The sequence below is a fragment of the Variimorphobacter saccharofermentans genome, assembly GCF_014174405.1.
In the GTDB taxonomy this organism is placed as follows: Bacteria; Bacillota; Clostridia; order Lachnospirales; family Lachnospiraceae; genus Mobilitalea; species Mobilitalea saccharofermentans.
The window spans coordinates 951,195-968,182 of the sequence record NZ_JACEGA010000001.1 but is presented as its reverse complement, the minus strand read 5'-3'; the positions used below and the strand labels follow the sequence as shown (position 1 = coordinate 968,182).

At 38.7% G+C, this 16,988-nt stretch carries 17 protein-coding genes; 5 read left to right on the top strand and 12 right to left on the bottom strand.

Annotation, left to right across the window (positions count from 1 at the left end):
- Positions 1-24 precede the first annotated feature (24 nt).
- Positions 25-204 carry a GNAT family N-acetyltransferase gene (locus tag H0486_RS04320; RefSeq protein ID WP_323163530.1) on the top strand — a complete coding sequence of 60 codons (180 nt, stop codon included), beginning with the start codon at positions 25-27 and terminating at the stop codon, positions 202-204.
- Positions 205-223: 19 nt separating this feature from the next.
- Here the strand turns inward: H0486_RS04320 and H0486_RS04315 are convergent, their stop codons facing one another.
- From H0486_RS04315 to H0486_RS04285, 7 genes are all read right to left on the bottom strand, one after another.
- Positions 224-922, bottom strand: a complete 699-nt coding sequence (locus H0486_RS04315; protein WP_228351820.1) for a zinc dependent phospholipase C family protein — start codon at positions 920-922, stop codon at positions 224-226.
- 14 nt (positions 923-936) lie between these two features.
- Positions 937-1,395, bottom strand: coding sequence for a GNAT family N-acetyltransferase (locus H0486_RS04310; protein WP_228351819.1), 459 nt, complete (start codon positions 1,393-1,395; stop codon positions 937-939).
- 70 nt (positions 1,396-1,465) lie between these two features.
- Complete coding sequence (locus H0486_RS04305) at positions 1,466-1,903, bottom strand: dUTP diphosphatase (protein ID WP_228351818.1); 438 nt, start codon at positions 1,901-1,903, stop codon at positions 1,466-1,468.
- Between the two features lie 18 nt (positions 1,904-1,921).
- Positions 1,922-2,818: a LysR family transcriptional regulator gene (locus H0486_RS04300; RefSeq protein ID WP_228351817.1), complete on the bottom strand. Its 897-nt coding sequence runs from the start codon at positions 2,816-2,818 to the stop codon at positions 1,922-1,924.
- Between the two features lie 316 nt (positions 2,819-3,134).
- Entirely contained in the window at positions 3,135-4,265 is a 1,131-nt protein-coding gene (locus H0486_RS04295) for a radical SAM/SPASM domain-containing protein (RefSeq protein ID WP_228351816.1), read from the bottom strand.
- A gap of 23 nt (positions 4,266-4,288) precedes the next feature.
- Complete coding sequence (locus H0486_RS04290; protein WP_228351815.1) at positions 4,289-4,975, bottom strand: hypothetical protein; 687 nt, start codon at positions 4,973-4,975, stop codon at positions 4,289-4,291.
- A 169-nt stretch (positions 4,976-5,144) separates the two neighbouring features.
- Positions 5,145-6,158, bottom strand: coding sequence for an ROK family protein (locus H0486_RS04285; protein ID WP_228351814.1), 1,014 nt, complete (start codon positions 6,156-6,158; stop codon positions 5,145-5,147).
- A 190-nt stretch (positions 6,159-6,348) separates the two neighbouring features.
- Here H0486_RS04285 and H0486_RS04280 point away from each other — a divergent pair, with 190 nt between their 5' ends.
- From H0486_RS04280 to H0486_RS04265, 4 genes are all read left to right on the top strand, one after another.
- On the top strand, positions 6,349-7,017 hold the full coding sequence (locus tag H0486_RS04280; protein ID WP_228351813.1) for a TetR/AcrR family transcriptional regulator: 669 nt from the start codon (positions 6,349-6,351) through the stop codon (positions 7,015-7,017).
- Between the two features lie 111 nt (positions 7,018-7,128).
- Positions 7,129-8,028: an ABC transporter ATP-binding protein gene (locus H0486_RS04275; RefSeq protein ID WP_228351812.1), complete on the top strand. Its 900-nt coding sequence runs from the start codon at positions 7,129-7,131 to the stop codon at positions 8,026-8,028.
- 17 nt (positions 8,029-8,045) lie between these two features.
- The gene (locus tag H0486_RS04270) at positions 8,046-8,846 is read left to right on the top strand and encodes an ABC transporter permease subunit (protein ID WP_228351811.1); all 801 of its coding nucleotides are present in this window, start codon (positions 8,046-8,048) and stop codon (positions 8,844-8,846) included.
- A gap of 157 nt (positions 8,847-9,003) precedes the next feature.
- Positions 9,004-9,210 carry a heavy-metal-associated domain-containing protein gene (locus H0486_RS04265; protein WP_228351810.1) on the top strand — a complete coding sequence of 69 codons (207 nt, stop codon included), beginning with the start codon at positions 9,004-9,006 and terminating at the stop codon, positions 9,208-9,210.
- Between the two features lie 178 nt (positions 9,211-9,388).
- On the opposite strand, the gene purB is transcribed toward H0486_RS04265, so the two are convergent.
- The 5 genes from purB to H0486_RS04240 form a co-directional block, all read right to left on the bottom strand.
- On the bottom strand, positions 9,389-10,822 hold the full coding sequence (gene purB / locus H0486_RS04260; RefSeq protein ID WP_228351809.1) for an adenylosuccinate lyase: 1,434 nt from the start codon (positions 10,820-10,822) through the stop codon (positions 9,389-9,391).
- Positions 10,823-10,924: 102 nt separating this feature from the next.
- Entirely contained in the window at positions 10,925-11,977 is a 1,053-nt protein-coding gene (locus H0486_RS04255) for an SGNH/GDSL hydrolase family protein (RefSeq protein WP_228351808.1), read from the bottom strand.
- Positions 11,978-11,997: 20 nt separating this feature from the next.
- Positions 11,998-13,434 carry an amidophosphoribosyltransferase gene (gene purF, locus H0486_RS04250; RefSeq protein WP_228351807.1) on the bottom strand — a complete coding sequence of 479 codons (1,437 nt, stop codon included), beginning with the start codon at positions 13,432-13,434 and terminating at the stop codon, positions 11,998-12,000.
- A gap of 194 nt (positions 13,435-13,628) precedes the next feature.
- Positions 13,629-14,336, bottom strand: a complete 708-nt coding sequence (gene purC / locus H0486_RS04245; protein ID WP_228351806.1) for a phosphoribosylaminoimidazolesuccinocarboxamide synthase — start codon at positions 14,334-14,336, stop codon at positions 13,629-13,631.
- Positions 14,337-14,528: 192 nt separating this feature from the next.
- Positions 14,529-16,970, bottom strand: a complete 2,442-nt coding sequence (locus H0486_RS04240) for a bifunctional glycosyltransferase/CDP-glycerol:glycerophosphate glycerophosphotransferase (protein ID WP_228351805.1) — start codon at positions 16,968-16,970, stop codon at positions 14,529-14,531.
- Positions 16,971-16,988: the final 18 nt, after the last annotated feature.

Below are 16,988 nucleotides of genomic sequence, written 5' to 3'. Positions count from 1 at the left end.
GGGAACTTAAGCTACTAAGAAAATATGTATACAAGACCTGAGCATCGCAGGAAAGGTATTGCATATCAGGTGCTGGACCGCTTGGTTCAGGAAGCAAAAAGCCGTAATATTGTAAAGATCTCCTTGGAGGCATCTCCAATGGGTAGACCTCTATACGAAAAATACGGCTTCCGTCCCCTGCCTAATGAGATGATTTTAGATTAGAAGCCTTACATAAGCTTCGTTAAAACATTGATGGTAAGCTTCCTCCCTCGGATAACCTTGTGATAATATTATCCACCGCCATATGAATGTAGGCCATAGTTCTTTCATAACTGATATATACCGGTAAAATCACCTCTGTCTTCTCTACAAAATGGCGGTTAATAATCCAATCCCTGCTTACTCGCATTTCATGCTCACTTAGATAATCGGTAATTGGATGGATGGGAGCCTGTTCCAGCTGGTATCGGATCTCATCCCTTCCCTCATAGCGATCTGCTAATAAAAAATCGTTCCGATTCATATCGGTAATAATTCGTTCAAAGAACGTGGTATTCATCTGTCCAATTCCCTGTTCTTCCATAATAACGCAGAATTCCTTACGAATGGTACAGTTAAATAATTCATCTGCAAGGAGATGAACCACATAACCCCGATAAAGATCCAGTAAGCCGTCCTTTCGTTCTCGATTCTGTATGATAAAATCCGCCACTCTTTTATGGAATAACTCAAGATTATCTTCCTGCGCAAACTCGGGATCTGATATATCATCCCGTAAATGTGTATGCTTTTTAAATGCTCTGATATATCCTTCCCTGACATGAATTGCATCCGGTGCTAAATTTCCTAAATAAAATAATCCTTGATCCTTGATTGTCTCTTCCGGAAGAACCTTTATTATTTCCCTTGCTATGACCATGTGAGTAAATAAACCTGCCATGTTTACCTCTTTTTCTATATTACAATATATGCCATCTCTCTGTTAAGTAATTCAAATCCTAATTTTTCATAAAGGAGTTTTCCCATTTCCGTTGCACGTAATTGAAGCTGACCAATTTGCCGTTCCTTCGCCTCTTCTTTTATTTTATTAAGCAATTGGCTGGCCAATCCTCTTTTTCGATATTCAGGAAGAGTATATACGTTGTATATGTATCCGTATTTTCCTGACTGATTCAACATAATCGGCAGGAGTTCATAGTAGCATACCATAGCGGTTGAAACTATTTTTCCGTCCTCTACTGCTACCCAGGATACCATCGAATCATCTGCCATATGCTTTCTCATATACGCATTTGCATTTGTCTCAAACTCTTCGGATATTGTCATCTCCGAGCTTATGAGACTGTTAATAAACTCCGTTCGAATTGCAGCCAGTTCCTCGATCTCGCTAAGGTATGCCTTCCTTATTTCCATTTATCTCTCCTCCAAATATCCTGTTTTAATTTATAATTTAATGATTACGGTTTCGTTATTATCAAAATAATTACTGTACACCAGTACTACCGATGCCTCCTCTATCTTCATTCCCTAGCGTATCTACCTCATGAAATTTAATCGTGGGCTGGTGTTCCACAATGCGGAACTGACAGATACGGTCATTTAGATTAATCTGAGTATCTCTCATTGCTAACGCCGGAAAATACCATTGATCATTATCGCCACAGTAGGATTCATCTACGATACCAGTTGAATTGGTCTGTAGGATTCCGAAGTTCTTAAAAGTACTGCTCCTTGGAACAATATGAGCTTCATATCCCTTAGGAAGCTGCATTGCTACTCCCAATGGAATCAGCTTGAACTCTCCTGCTTTCATTGTTACAGTTTCCGCCGCCCGCAAATCAATCCAGTCGGACTTGTTCTCAATATACTCCAGTCTTTCAAGTTGGTCATTCAAATATTTTATTTTAATCGTCTGCTGCATTTATCTATTCCTTTCTATTTAGTTCAAATCTTTGGAATGAATGATTCGAAGTAGCTCCTTTGCCGCCTTAGATATCGGGTTGTTGTTCCCCGTAATAATGCAAAAATGTCGTCTGGGAAGCTCTTGTTCAAATCTCAGTTCAAAAAGCTTGCCCGTATTTAGTGCTTCTAATGCGAAGTCCCTTACCACACAACCAATACCAAGATTTCTAGATGCAAACTTTACAATAATATCACTCATGGCTAATTCAAATTCCGGCTTCATTACCACATCATTGTCTTCGAGGAACTCATCTATGAATTTTCTGGAGCTTGTATTATGTTCCAGGCATATAATTGGCAATTCCTCCAACTCCTTGAAGCTAAGCACTCTGTCCTTCAGATAATCAAACCTGCTTCCTGCAACAAAGGTGTCCTGAATTTCTTTTACTTTAACAACCTCGATATCTGGCTTTGCTTCAAAGGGTTCACTTACAATTCCAAAATCAATCTTCTCCTCATATAGATATTCTAACGTATCAGGAGTCGGTGCATTGGTTACTGTAACTTTAATTTTGGGAAACCTTTGATGGAACTTTTCTAAGTAAGGCAACAGGAAATATTGAAGTGTCATATCACTGGCACCGATTCGAATTTCTCCGTTTTCTAAATCCAACATTTTCTGAAATTTAGCTTCACCTAGTAATATGTACTCATATCCTCTTTGAATATAGGAAAAGAGCACCTCACCCTCAGGAGTAAGCCTTACTCCCTTGGGAACCCGGATGAAGAGCTTACTTCCAAGACTTGACTCAAGCAATTTGATTGCCTGACTGACAGCAGGCTGAGATATACACAACTCTTCTCCTGCCTGAGTAAAGCTCCCCGCTTTCGCTACATGATAAAAAATTCGATAATATTCCAGATTGACATTCATATAATTTCTCCTTATGTAGCCATGGTATAATATATAGATTTATTATAGCAATATTATTCTATGGATGCAATAATAAAGAGTACTTGTGTTTCTTTTATCCAAAGGACAAATACTCTTTTGGTAATGTAATAAATATTTATATAAAAATGCCCAAAACATAAGGAAGCCTCTTTCCCTTTGTAGCGGAATTATGTGTCTAGCGAAAATCACTACAAAAAGAAAGGGATTCCTTATGGTTGATTTGTTATTTTTGTTATATTTTTAATAATATAAAGAAAGGTTGCGTATTTATATCTGCAGAAATGAAATGTTCTCCTTAATTCATACATTGGTTGCGTTTGCGATTGAGTAAATTTTGGACCTGAGGGTTTTTTATCCTATCTAAAACGCTCCGCTCCTGAATAATGGCTTCCATGTATTTTTTTATATAAAGATAAATTTCTCTGAAAATGAAACAACCGTTTCCGTCATTCTCCGTAATACCTTTTTCATTGAGCGCTTCGTTATTGCATCCTCCTGAGCATAACTCAAATGCTGCACAACCTTTACATTTTTCTCGGCGGCAAATAGCCTCAGATAACAGTCTTTTGAAGCCCTCGCTTTCAAATGCTTCCCCGATATCTTGAAAATCATGGACATTCCCGTATCCATATTCCGCAGGGAAATATCTATTACAAGGAACAATATCTCCGTTATACCGGATACCGACCCATTTTCCAAGACAGGAGGTGTATTTACACAAACGCTTTTCCTTATATAGAATATATTTCAGAAACCGCTCAAAATAATCAATATGTATGTTACAGCTTGGATCTTCTATCCAGATATGAAAAAGCTGTTTGATTCTCTCTACCGTATGAAACGGATCCAGTGAAAGCTCCTCTTTCTTATCTTCAAGTGCATCAACATAAAGATTTATCGTATAGCTAATATTATGTGCGTTAAAATAACGGTAATCCTCCACTAACATGTTAATATTCTTCCTGGATACTACCATGATAAAGCCACATGAATTCCCATTCTGCAATAATACTTCTCTTCCATTTAATATTTGATCCGTATTTCCTCTTAAGCTATCATTACATAATCCGTCAAATGAACTTCCGATACCCACCTTCTCTTTAGCAAAGAATTCAGAATAGTCCTGATTCATTAGTGTTAAATTAGTCTGCAAACGATTTTCCACCTTACAATCTGGGTATTCTTTTTGCATGGAAATTGCATTCTTAAAGAAATCCAATCCCATAACCAAAGGTTCTCCACCATGCCAGATTATGTTAACCTGTCTATATTGCGGAAGGGTTATGCTGTATAATTTCTTTAGTGTTTCCTCTGTCATCTTCCCTTGTTTTTCATGAAATTCGTTATGAAAGCAGTAAATACAATTCATATTACAAATATCAGTCGGCATGACTAGCATGTTTATATAATTATAATATTTCGCCATTTAATTTCTTCTTTCAACTAATCCTATTTATTGATATCTGTATGTTCATTATAATCAGTGTAGAAATAATCTCTATGCTGGTGATCATCATACTCATTATAGCTATCGCTATGCGTTTCATCGACGTGTGATTGATCATCATAGTCCTGGTAACCATCATCATGTCTATTATTCCACCCTATATAATCTCCATGAATAAATTTACTGCTATCCATATGATCATCATAATCCCTTCCATAATCACCATGTATATCCAGACTATGGTCGCCATGGTCATCATACCCATTAAAGTCATTATGTGTGGTGTAGTCCGTATGATTGTTAAGATTTGATAAGGGAATATCAGGTGTCTGCTTAATATATTTCTCGTACAGACTGTCTATACTTTTTTCTTCTCCATTTTCTTTCTTTTCATGATCTTTCTTCTCAATATCTTTCTTCTCATTCTCTTTCTGAGGAGACCTAAATTGATCTTCATAATACACCTTGGGGACTGTCATCCGAAAGCGCTGATACATTTCAAGAATTAATTCCACGTCTTCCTCATATTCATATATTTTGTCCGCAAGTAATGGATAAAGCTCATATAACCATACAAATATATTACCTTTAAATTCAATTACCTGTGAATTTATGATCACTCCTTTAAGCCAACTCCATGGGTCATCCACTGGTCTATTCTTACTCTTTGTGATTAAAAGTAATTTCATTTAGCAACCTTTCTATACTGGGCTTTGACATTAATATTTGTTATGAACAGATATTTGTATTTAATTTTACCATGTTTTATATTGGCATACAATATAATTGGGTGATAAAGCAAATCCAAATAATTGCCTCCATTTCTGTGTAAGTTTATTGTTTGTATAGAATTTTAAGCTATATCGATTTCCAATAATCCAAAACAATCTCTGTTAATCCTGTAAAATAGAGTTCATCTACCTCGTCAACAATGTGTAGTTGTGGCAAATAACGTTCTTCCATCCCTGCTTTTAAGACGGAAAGGATAATATCCAAATCCTCTTCACTTATCTCGAATCCGGATATTGCAATATGGGGAGGGTTGATCGTACATATAAAGGTATTAATTATTTTAGACAATTGAATGATATGATCCTTCTTCTTCGTATCTCTTACCGCAATATCTTTCAGTATAGTCCCCAAGTTTCGATCAGCTGTCCCATCTCCCACTAATAAGTGCTCCAGCTCTCCAGCAAATCCGTTCGCACCCCTAATCAATGAACCATTTAAAAGGATACCACAACCGATACAATCATGATTCAAGAATAAATGAACCAAGTCAGGCCACATATCACGCTCCGCCGAGGTAAATACGTTGGTGTCATTTTCCATAAATACCGGTAGTCCCAAGTTATCCTCAAGATACTCTTTTATTGGGAAGCCGTTAATATTCGTAAAGCAGGAAAGCGAGCAGATAACTCCTTTATCAACTACACCTGGAACACCTAAGGATATCACTGATAAAGAAGGATATTCCTTCCGTATTTCCTGAAATAGCTCTAATAATTCTTCTGGTTTTATGTCTTCCGTTATTACAATGATTTTCTCGCTTAAAGTATTACCTAAGGTATCACAGATACGCAGATGAAGGGTTTCTTCTTCCAGATATCCGCAGATTGCAACATGATATAAAGGATTTAGTGCATATTCTGCTCCCGGACGCCCGCCTCGGGAAGTTGCTTCCGGAAGTATAATAACTTCATTGGAATCTAGTAATTCATTCAGTACTGCTGATACAGTGGGAAAGCTTAATCTGGAAATACGTGCAAGTTCACTTTTACCAATCGAAGCAAAATGCCTCATTAAATTCCTTATTGTTTTTCTGTTCTGAGCCCGAACCTGATCAAAGTGAGAACATTCATCTATTTTCATATCATATACCTCCACTTATTAAATATACTTTTAAAAGTTTATTTAATAATAATACCATAATTGAAAATTGTCAATTCTTCTTAAAGATTAGAATTTCATTAAGCTGTTGACCACTTTGGTCAATTGTGTTACTATAAAGTTGACCAAAGTGGTCAACACAGAGCTTAGATAAGAATGAGAGGTGCTAAATATGTCTTACGATGTCTTTGAAAATCTTGATGAAGCAAAGAGATTAGCGATTATAAACGCTGGCCTTAAGATATTTAGTGAATACGGATATACGAAATCCTCAGTTGATGCTATTACAAAAGAAGCCGGTATATCAAAAGGCAGCTTATTCTACTACTTTGAATCGAAGAAGAATTTTTATCTGTATTTGTATGAATACTGCGGTAATACACTTGAAAAAATCGTTGACAGTCCCGGACCGGATGGTTGCCCATCCTATATGATTTACACTGATTTTTTTGAGCGTATAGAAGCCATTCAGCAACTTAAGATGAAGTGTTCTATAGACTACCCGCATATGTCTGATTTCATGAAAAAATCAGTATTTGAAACAGCACCCTGCGTAAAGAGCGAAATAGAGAAGTTCAACACAAGATACACGCATGAGCGTGCTATGGCTTTCTTCCAGGGAATTGATTATTCAAAATTCAAAGAAGGAATTAATCCAATGATGGTGATTCAATTAATAACCTGGTGTTCTGAAGGGTGTGCCAATCAGGCCGCTCTCAAGTACAAACAGAAGTCATCTGACAATCAACTCTCTTTGATTTTTCAAGAAGCAGTCGATTTATACAAAGCCTACATGACATTATTTCGCAACACCTTTTATAAAGAAGAGTATTTGAAATAAGTGCGGTACTATCAAATCTTCATGAAACACCACTGATATGAAAGGCTCTGCCTTTCTCAATACATTCGGCAGGGCATAATAAATATAATTATATATGAAAGGGGAGTAAAAATGTCCATTATTGAAATCAACGGATTAACAAAGGACTACGGAAACCATAAAGGAGTTTTTGACTTAACCTTTACCGTGAACGAAGGAGAAGTATTCGGTTATCTTGGTCCGAACGGTGCCGGGAAAACGACAACAATCCGACATCTGATGGGTTTTTTGACACCGGACAAAGGATATGCTTCGATTCTTGGCAAAGAATGTCGCACCAATACAGCGGACATTATGAAGGATTTAGGATATTTACCTGCAGAAATTGCTTTTTTTGACGGGATGAATGGAGCGGATTTTCTCAAATTCATGGGAGAAATGCGTGGTAAGATTGATCTCTCCTACCGTGACCAGTTAATAGATCGCTTCGAGCTTGATGCGAAAGGCCGGATTCGTAAGATGTCAAAGGGAATGAAGCAAAAGCTCGGAATCATCTGCGCCTTCATGCACAATCCCAAAGTACTGATATTGGATGAACCCACTAGTGGTCTGGATCCCTTAATGCAGAAAATATTTGCGGATCTTATTCTTGAAGAAAAAGCAAAAGGGAAAACTATTCTAATGTCTTCCCACAGCTTTGAGGAAATTGAACGAACCTGTGACCGCATCGGCATCATACGACAGGGTGAATTGGTTGCTACGGAAGATATACATAATCTGAAGGAAAAACGTCGCAGGACCTATCTGATTACCTTTGACTCCCCTTCTTCCGCTGCTGCCTTTGCGGAGAAAAACCATTTTGAAAGCATCTCTGTGAATGGATCCATCGTAAAGGTCTCCGTATTGGGTAATGTCTCATCCTTAGTACAGGAGCTTGGAAAATACACCATTCTTGATTTATCAGTTGAAAACAGTACTCTGGAAGACGTATTCATGCAATACTATGGTAACTCCAGTAAGTCCAAGGTGTGAAAAGGAGGAGAATGAAGATGTTAAGCAAACCATTATTTAAGGCAACCTTAAAGCAAAACTACATAGTGTTTCTAATTATATTAGCTGTTTCCATGATGTATCTTCCGATTATAATTAGTATGTATGATCCTGCATCCCAGGACAGCTTAAACGAAGTTCTGGAAATGTTTCCGAAAGAGCTGATTTCCGCTATGGGCTTTACTGAAACAGGGGGTACTCTGTTAGGTTTTATTGCTACGTATTTTTATGGGTTTCTAATATTGCTGCTTCCCATGATATATACCATTATTATTGCAAACCGCAGTATAGCCTCCCTTGTAGATAAAGGGTCCATGGCATATTTATTATCCACTCCCAATGCCAGAATGAAAATTGCCGGAACTCAGGCAACTTATCTACTTGTCAGCACTACGCTTTTAATTGGTATCATTACTGTAGTAGGAATTATTGTATGCAATATAAACTTCCCAGGAGAATTAGATGTAAAGGGCTTTGTAATATTAAATGCCGGGGCATTACTCCTGTATTATGCGATAACCGGCATCGGATTTTTTGCTTCCTGCTTTTTTAACGATACGAAGAACTCACTTGCGGTGGGTGCAGGACTTCCGGTAGCTTTTCTACTGTTTCAGATGATATCGGATGTAGGTGAAGCGACTGATTTCTTAAGGTACTTCTCCCTATTTACTCTGTATAATCCGGAGAAAATCACTTCCGGTGAAGGCTTCGGTTTATCCTTCTTTGTTATGGGTATCATCGGAATTCTATCCTACGCAGTTGCGCTGTTTACCTTTCAGAGACGGGATCTACCACTGTAATAAGGGGACTATTTTGAAGACGGGATCATAATTGGAGCTCCTGTTAATGTACCATCATAAATAATCATTAAAAATTCATTATTGCTACCTGCTATGACTAATTTTTCTTAATTCATCAAAGACTAAGAATAACATTTATTAAGGAGGGTAGCATCGAATGAATCAGGTACATTATAATGTAAGCGGATTAATTAATAATCCGGTGAAAACACAGGTAAAGAATGTTCTGGAAGAGATCGATGGTGTACAGAAGGTAAATATTGATCTTGGCCGAAGCACTGTTGAAGTCCACTACAACGATCCTGCAGATGATTGTAGTATTCGTAATGCCATCGAGCATGTAGGATGTAAAGTCAATGATTAATACTCTTTCGCTTATCTTTGAACCCAAATAACCATTTTTATAGGGCATCACATCATAATGAGCAAAAAATATGCCGGTGTATCTGCTATGTGATTTCATATCCGATGCACCGGCAATATATATTCTTTATTACTATATTGAAACTATGGGTTTGATTGTGGTACTTTATGATCTAGCATCACACCTTGATATCTGCTTTTAACCCTAGCAACTCCTTATTTTCATCTAAAATAGGCTGTATCACATCACGAATAAATTCTTCTGTCTGTTCTTTGGCTCTTCCCGTATACTTTGCAGGATCCATGGAAGCCTTTAAATCCTCCAGACTCATGTTGAAGGCCGGGTCTGCTGCAATGAGTTCAAGCAGATTATTCTCCAACCCAAATTCCTTAACATTTCTGCCTGCCTGCATGGAAAGAGTACGTATTTTCTCATGAAGCTCCTGTCTGTCTCCTCCGGCTTTCACAGCATCCATCATAATATTTTCAGTAGCCATAAAAGGAAGTTCTTGCATCAAACGCTTCTCAATAACCTTCGGATATACTACTAACCCATCCACTACATTCAGATACAAATCGAGAATACCGTCCACCGCAAGGAATGCTTCCGGAATACTAATTCTCTTGTTTGCAGAATCATCCAGGGTTCTTTCAAACCACTGGGTAGCTGAGGTAATAGCAGGATTTAGGGCATCCACCATTACATAGTTTGCTAAGGAAGCGATACGTTCACTTCTCATTGGGTTTCGTTTATATGCCATGGCGGAAGAACCGATTTGGTTTTTCTCAAAGGGCTCTTCAATTTCTTTTAGATGCTGTAATAGACGAATATCATTGGAAAATTTATGAGCACTGGCAGCAATACCCGCCAGGACATTCAATACTCTTGTATCAACCTTTCTGGAATAGGTCTGTCCGGATACAGGATAACAGCCACGGAAGCCCATTTTCTCTGCAATTTTCTGATCTAGCTTTTTGATCTTATCATGATCCCCGTCAAAGAGTTCTAAAAAGCTTGCCTGGGTACCCGTTGTTCCTTTTGATCCCAACAGCATACAACTGTCAATCAGATAATTTATATCATCATAATCCAGCTTTAACTCCATAAGCCATAGGGATGCTCTTTTTCCTACAGTAGTGGGCTGTGCAGGCTGGAAATGAGTAAATGCAAGGGTAGGCTGGGAGCGATACTCCATTGCGAATTTAGAAAGCTCTGCCATTACATTGAGCAGCTTTTTTCTAACCAGCTTCAGTGCCTCTGTCATTACAATTACATCCGTATTGTCTCCAACATAGCAGGAGGTAGCACCCAGATGGATAATCCCCTTTGCTTTCGGACATTGCTCTCCGTAAGCATAGACATGGGACATTACGTCATGGCGAACGAGTGCTTCTCTTTCTTTCGCAACCTCATAATTAATATCGTCCATGTGCGCTTTTAATTCAGCGATCTGTTCCTCGGTTATATTAAGTCCAAGCTCTCTCTCCGCTTCCGCTAATGCTACCCATAACTTTCTCCAGGTCTTAAATTTCATATCCGGTGAGAAAATATATTGCATTTCTTTACTAGCATAACGTTCGGATAGGGGACTCACATACTTATCATAACTCATTTTTTCCTCCGTTTCTCCGTTTATGACGGTTCCTATCTTATTCGATCAGGCAATGTATTCCTGTTTTATAACAAGTATTATAGCAATAAAATGATCCTTTTACTACCAGTTCATTATTGTTTTCAGTTTATCCGTTAGTTTGACAGCCATTTTTCTATGGGTGGCCTTACTTGGATGCCAATCCGTACCGATCCCGTCTTCCTCCCGTTGTACGTCGAAGTCCATAAAATGTACGTTATCGTCACCTTCGCTATTCATTCTTTCCACCTGCTGCCGTATGGCTTCACACAGGTCCTGACCCATGGCTCCTAATGTGCATAGGATCTTTGATCTGGGATTCTTATTCCGTACCTCCCGAACAAATTCATAATAACGATTACCGAAAGCTTCTACCCGTTCATTGATGTTCTTCGTATAGCTGGAATCATTCGTTCCCAAATTAATTACGATACAATCGGGATCAAACCTCTCATTCTTCCACACTTCCGGTTCAGTGTTACCCAACACCTGATCCGTTGCTCGGTCCGTATATGGATATAATTGTGGCATCAGCCATTCCGTCGTGTTTGGTACCTCTTGTTCTGTATAGTTTGAGATAATACCGATACCACTCCAGCAAACTAATTGATAATCTGCCTCCAGTTTTCTCGCGGTTAAAGCCGCATAGGCCTCCCAAGGATTTTCCTGTGAGGTTTGGAATGTATCAACATTCCATATTCCTTCATTCCCGTAGCCACAGGTAATCGAATTTCCAATAAACTCTATCCTTCTGCTCTTCTTCTTTGTGGGTCGAGGTGGCTGGTCGCTATCTATTCTGATTGATCTTATGCCAATCTTTCCAAACGCTGCTTCCGAATATTTTACAAGACGTATCTTCGTCGTCTGAGACTTCGCTCCCTCATATAACAGGTAGATTCCGTTCTTCTCCAAGGAAAAACGCTTCACCGGAAGCTCCTCATCATTTACAAAGACTGCAACCCATGCTTTTAATTCTGTTTCCAGTGTATCAGAATCCGTCCATATATCAGCTTCCACTTTCGTTCCAGTAAATTCAAACTCTATTGCTGAACAGGAATATCCCAGATATCTTGTATTATTCATCATTAAGCTTCTTCCAATGACGTTTACATTACTATCATCTGCATAAAATTCCATACATACCTCCGATTCTCTCATTAGGCCTCGAATTCTCCCCGTATATCCTCCTTGGGTGGATCAATGGGATAATTGCCGGTGAAGCAGGCATCACAAAATCCGGTATCTCCGCCAATCATATCACTTAGACGCTCCACTTCCAGATATCCCAAAGAATCCGCATCGATCATCTGACGAATTTCTTCCACTGAATGATTATGAGCAATCAGTTGTTCTCCTGTCGGAATGTCTGTTCCAAAGTAACACGGATGTAAGAACGGTGGCGAGCTTATTCTTACATGTACCTCCGTAGCGCCTGCATTCTTAAGCATTCGAACAATTTTCTCGCTGGTTGTTCCTCTGACAATAGAATCATCGATCATTACAACCCTCTTGCCCCGAACTACCTCCGCCAAAACATTGAGCTTAATACGGACACTGGATTGTCGCATTGCTTGCTTGGGCTTTATAAAGGTACGTCCAACATAACTGTTTTTCACAAAGGCCATACCAAAAGGAATTCCGGATTCCATGGAATATCCTAATGCAGCAGCATTACCGGAATCAGGTACACCTACTATAATATCAGCTTCAACAGGATGGGTCTGTGCCAGGATTCTACCGGCCATAATTCTGGAATTATATACACTTACACCATCAAAGCTGGTATCCGGTCTGGCAAAATAAATATATTCAAAAATACATCTTGCTATCTTCGGTGTACATAGCTCCGTATTCGAATGAATTCCATCCTTATCAATCATTACTACCTCGCCGGGTAGTACATCACGAATAAATTCCGCATCCACTGCATGAAGAGCAGCCGTTTCAGATGCTAATATAAAGGCATTATTTCTCTTGCCGATACAAAGCGGGTGAAATCCGAAGGGGTCTCTTGCTCCAATTAGCTTTCTGGGACTCATAATTACCAGCGAATATGCACCACTGATTTTCTTCATGGCTCTGGATACCGCCTCCTCAACGGTCTTGCTGTTCAGACGCTCTCTTGCAATATGATATGCGATGACCTCAGAATCAATTGTCGTCTGAAAGATAGCTCCGGTATATTCCAGCTCTCTTCGTAATTCCGGAGTGTTAACCAGGTTTCCATTATGGGCAAGTGCCAGGGTTCCCTTCACATAATTAAGTACTAGAGGCTGCGTATTACTAATGTTACTACCACCCGCTGTAGAATAACGAACATGTCCGACACCGATATTACCGCCGGCCAGCGTCTCCAAATTCTCGGGTGAAAATACTTCGCTTACCAGGCCCATGCCCTTCCATACCTTCACTTTACCCTTCGGGCCATTGGTATCACTGATCGCAATACCACAGCTCTCCTGCCCTCTATGCTGTAACGCAAACAGGCCGTAATAAATCGAAGATACAACATCATTTCCATCCAGGTCATAGGCTCCAAATACGCCACACTCTTCATGAATTTCATCGGGGTTCTCAAGGTATTCAATACTCATATATCCTATTTCCTCTCTATCCACCTGGGAATCAAATCTTCACAATCTATCAACTCATGCAACAACAAAAGGCTGTTGAAAAGTCTTATTTCTTATCACGGTATCAACGTATAAATTTACCCGCTCTTCCGGGTCAACCTATTTACTTAATATTCCGAGATATGAAACCACTTTTAAACAGCCTCATACTTCCATTATTTTATTCCTAAACGCTTAAATACTTCCTGATATGCATCCTCAACATTGCCCAGATCTCTACGGAAGCGATCCTTATCTAACTTGTCGTGTGTATTAATATCCCAAAGTCTGCAGGTATCCGGAGATATTTCATCTGCAAGAATAATTTGTCCATGATATCTTCCGAACTCTACCTTAAAGTCAATTAACTCGATTCCGCACTCTGCAAAATACTTGCATAATACTTCATTCACCTTAAATACCAGCTCTGTGATACGATCTATTTCTTCTCTGGTAGCAATACCGATTGCAATGGCATAATAATCATTAATCATTGGATCGCCCAATGCGTCATCCTTATAAGAGAATTCCAGGGTAGGACTGATTAATTTAATTCCTTCTTCCATACCCAGTTTTTTCGCAAAACTTCCTGCGGATACATTTCGAACAATTACTTCCAGTGGTACAATTTCAACCTTTTTCACTGCTGTCTCACGATCACTTAACTCTTCCACATAATGAGTAGGAACTCCTTCTTTCTCCAGTAAGCGGAAAAGATGGTTGGACATTTTGTTATTTACAACGCCTTTACCAAGAATAGTACCTTTCTTCAGACCATTGAAAGCTGTCGCATCGTCTTTATAATCAACGATATACACATCTTCTACATCCGTCTTATATACCTTTTTTGCTTTTCCCTCATAGAGCATGTCTAATTTTTTCATTGCAACTTCCACCTATCCTTTATAATATTTTATCAATGAATACCAAAAGAAGTCTTACATTACTCTTTTATTATAATGAATGAGAATAATTAAGCAACTATTATTTTGTCGATTCATTGCATAAAAATACAAATTTGACTAATTGCACAAATACGCTTTCGAATTGGACATGTTTTACATCATAATGTGTAATTATAAATTAAAAACCCGTTTTGCAATATTCTCTGCTGCATGTCCGTCCTCCAGACTACAGAATCTCTCATAGAACTCATCATATTTATCCTTATACTGAGCCGAAATATGGTCAATATCACGTATTGCATCCACGACTTCTTCATTGGTAAATAGTAAAGGTCCGGGTACTTCTGTCTCAATATCCATATAAAAGCCTCGTAACATATCACGGTATTTATCAAGGTCATATGTATAGAATAAAATTGGTCTTTTCAGGTTAGCATAATCGAAAAATACGGAGGAATAATCCGTAATCAGCATATCCGATATCAGATATAATTCTGAAATATCATCATATTTACTTACATTAAAAGCAAAATCCTCTAATCCGGTTACATCCAGGGAATCCGCTATAAAGTAGTGTGTACGGAGTAGTACCACATAATCCTTACCCAGCTCTTTCTTTAATAAATGTAAGTCCAGCTTCAATGCAAATTTATACTCTCCACGGCCATAGTATTCATCATCACGCCAGGTTGGCGCATATAAGATCGTTTTCTTGTTTTCCGGAATACGAAGCTTTTTCTTAATTTCTGAAGCAATTTGCTCCCTATTCTCGCTATGAAGAATATCATTGCGCGGGTAACCGTATTCCAGTATTTCCTTATCGAATAAAAATGCACTACGAAAGGCTTCCGTGGAAAAATGGTTTGCCGCAACAAGATAATCCCATACCCTTGATTGCTTATAAAATTGTGCTTTATAGAGAGGGGATGCTCCCATTACTTCCTCTTGATCAAATACAAGCTTCTTAAGTGGTGTTCCATGCCAGGTCTCCAGGAATACGTTTCCTTCCCTTTTTCTCACCCATTCCGGTTGTCTGACATTGAACACATCATATTTGCAGCGTGCAAGATAATAGCAATATCGTATACTGAACCTTTTTACCCTGGTATGACGATAGGGTATTTTCGTTCTTTTGTTTACCACCCAAATAAAACGATACTTACCAGGATAGTTTTTGCTTAAGTATTCATATATATACTTCGGACTGTCGGAATAGCTTTTGCCAAAAAAGCTCTCACAGAGAACCCAGTTTTCCTTAACGGACATCTTTGTAAAGAATTTGTGATATAGATAATATGCAAATACTCGTTTATTTTTCCTTATTTTCTTTACTTTCTTTAATCCCAGATGTCTGCTTACCACATAGGTTGCACGTTTTACATTTCCTTTTAACAGCGCTTTTACTATTTGCTTCTTATATTTTTTCAGATGCTTAATTATCTCAGGATTGACTTCCTGCATTACACTTCGCATCATATCAAAACGATCGGTACGCCAAGTCTCCTTCTCACTTCTACGAAGTCTTGGAGCATAGGTTCCCGCATAATATGAGATCAGCTTATTCTCCAGATAGCTTCGCAATACAGAACCTTCTGCGGTGTAGCTTACGCACTCCTTGTAAGCGAGAAGATACTCTTCGAATTTATCCTCCGCTTTTAACTGGGATAACGCCGGGTAATGAATCGGGTCATTATGTTTTCTTTTTACATATACCGCTTCCTGTACATAATATGCGGTGTTCATCTTTTGCAATACTTGTACCACAAAGGTTGAGTCCGAAAAGAAGATATAATCATCATTGAAGCGAATCCTATTCTCATCGATAAAGCTTTTACGGAATAAAATTCCCAGTACTGATATATTACGTAAGCCTTTACGAGTAACTAATAAGCTATGATACGCCTCCGCTCTTAGCTTTAATAATTCCGCATCCATTCCTGTTGCTTCTACTAGCTTATTCTGTACCTTAAGAATCTTTCTCTCCCTGCGTGAAAGATTAACCGGAGCCTCCATATCTGTTGAATCGGGATTGTTCTCCGATGCTTCTTGCCTCAGCTGCTCCTGTACTGTCTGTTCCTGAACTACCTGTTCATGCTCATCCGACTGCTCGTGATCACCTGGATCCTGTTCTTCACTGGTTTCTTCATTCTTTTCAGCAAGTGCAGCAAGATATACCATTCTACGGAACCAGGTTGATGCTTTTTTCCCATATGTAAAGTCAGCATTCTGCTCTTCCGCTTCTTTGAGCAGCATTGTTAATGTTCCATTTAAGATATAATCATCGCTATCCAGAAAATAAATATATTCGCCAGAAGCCGCATCCAGTCCTGCGTTTCTTGCACTGGCTACCCCACTAAATCCTTGAAGCTGCTGCTCAACACTAGGCTTACCATAATTACGGTCCCGTTGTATTTCTCCATTTAGCTCAACCGTCTTAATATTGATATCCTGATACATATCAATTAATTCAGAGACATTCTCCTCCACATGATCTAAGACCAGTATCGTTTCATAATTTGTCAGCCCCTGGTCTCTGATACTTTCAAAACAATCCTCCAAAAAATGTATTCCCTTATGAAAGGGAACTATAATACTAAGCTTCATATTCACCATTGCCTTTCTCAGTTGACG

Bases quoted from the DNA above. Each gene is read 5' to 3' on its own strand.
- H0486_RS04320 (WP_323163530.1), top strand. From the start codon at position 25: ATGTATACAAGACCTGAGCATCGCAGGAAAGGTATTGCATATCAGGTG.
- H0486_RS04315 (WP_228351820.1), bottom strand. From the start codon at position 922: ATGGCAGGTTTATTTACTCACATGGTCATAGCAAGGGAAATAATAAAG.
- H0486_RS04310 (WP_228351819.1), bottom strand. From the start codon at position 1,395: ATGGAAATAAGGAAGGCATACCTTAGCGAGATCGAGGAACTGGCTGCA.
- H0486_RS04305 (WP_228351818.1), bottom strand. From the start codon at position 1,903: ATGCAGCAGACGATTAAAATAAAATATTTGAATGACCAACTTGAAAGA.
- H0486_RS04300 (WP_228351817.1), bottom strand. From the start codon at position 2,818: ATGAATGTCAATCTGGAATATTATCGAATTTTTTATCATGTAGCGAAA.
- H0486_RS04295 (WP_228351816.1), bottom strand. From the start codon at position 4,265: ATGGCGAAATATTATAATTATATAAACATGCTAGTCATGCCGACTGAT.
- H0486_RS04290 (WP_228351815.1), bottom strand. From the start codon at position 4,975: ATGAAATTACTTTTAATCACAAAGAGTAAGAATAGACCAGTGGATGAC.
- H0486_RS04285 (WP_228351814.1), bottom strand. From the start codon at position 6,158: ATGAAAATAGATGAATGTTCTCACTTTGATCAGGTTCGGGCTCAGAAC.
- H0486_RS04280 (WP_228351813.1), top strand. From the start codon at position 6,349: ATGTCTTACGATGTCTTTGAAAATCTTGATGAAGCAAAGAGATTAGCG.
- H0486_RS04275 (WP_228351812.1), top strand. From the start codon at position 7,129: ATGTCCATTATTGAAATCAACGGATTAACAAAGGACTACGGAAACCAT.
- H0486_RS04270 (WP_228351811.1), top strand. From the start codon at position 8,046: ATGTTAAGCAAACCATTATTTAAGGCAACCTTAAAGCAAAACTACATA.
- H0486_RS04265 (WP_228351810.1), top strand. From the start codon at position 9,004: ATGAATCAGGTACATTATAATGTAAGCGGATTAATTAATAATCCGGTG.
- purB (WP_228351809.1), bottom strand. From the start codon at position 10,822: ATGAGTTATGATAAGTATGTGAGTCCCCTATCCGAACGTTATGCTAGT.
- H0486_RS04255 (WP_228351808.1), bottom strand. From the start codon at position 11,977: ATGGAATTTTATGCAGATGATAGTAATGTAAACGTCATTGGAAGAAGC.
- purF (WP_228351807.1), bottom strand. From the start codon at position 13,434: ATGAGTATTGAATACCTTGAGAACCCCGATGAAATTCATGAAGAGTGT.
- purC (WP_228351806.1), bottom strand. From the start codon at position 14,336: ATGAAAAAATTAGACATGCTCTATGAGGGAAAAGCAAAAAAGGTATAT.
- H0486_RS04240 (WP_228351805.1), bottom strand. From the start codon at position 16,970: ATGGTGAATATGAAGCTTAGTATTATAGTTCCCTTTCATAAGGGAATA.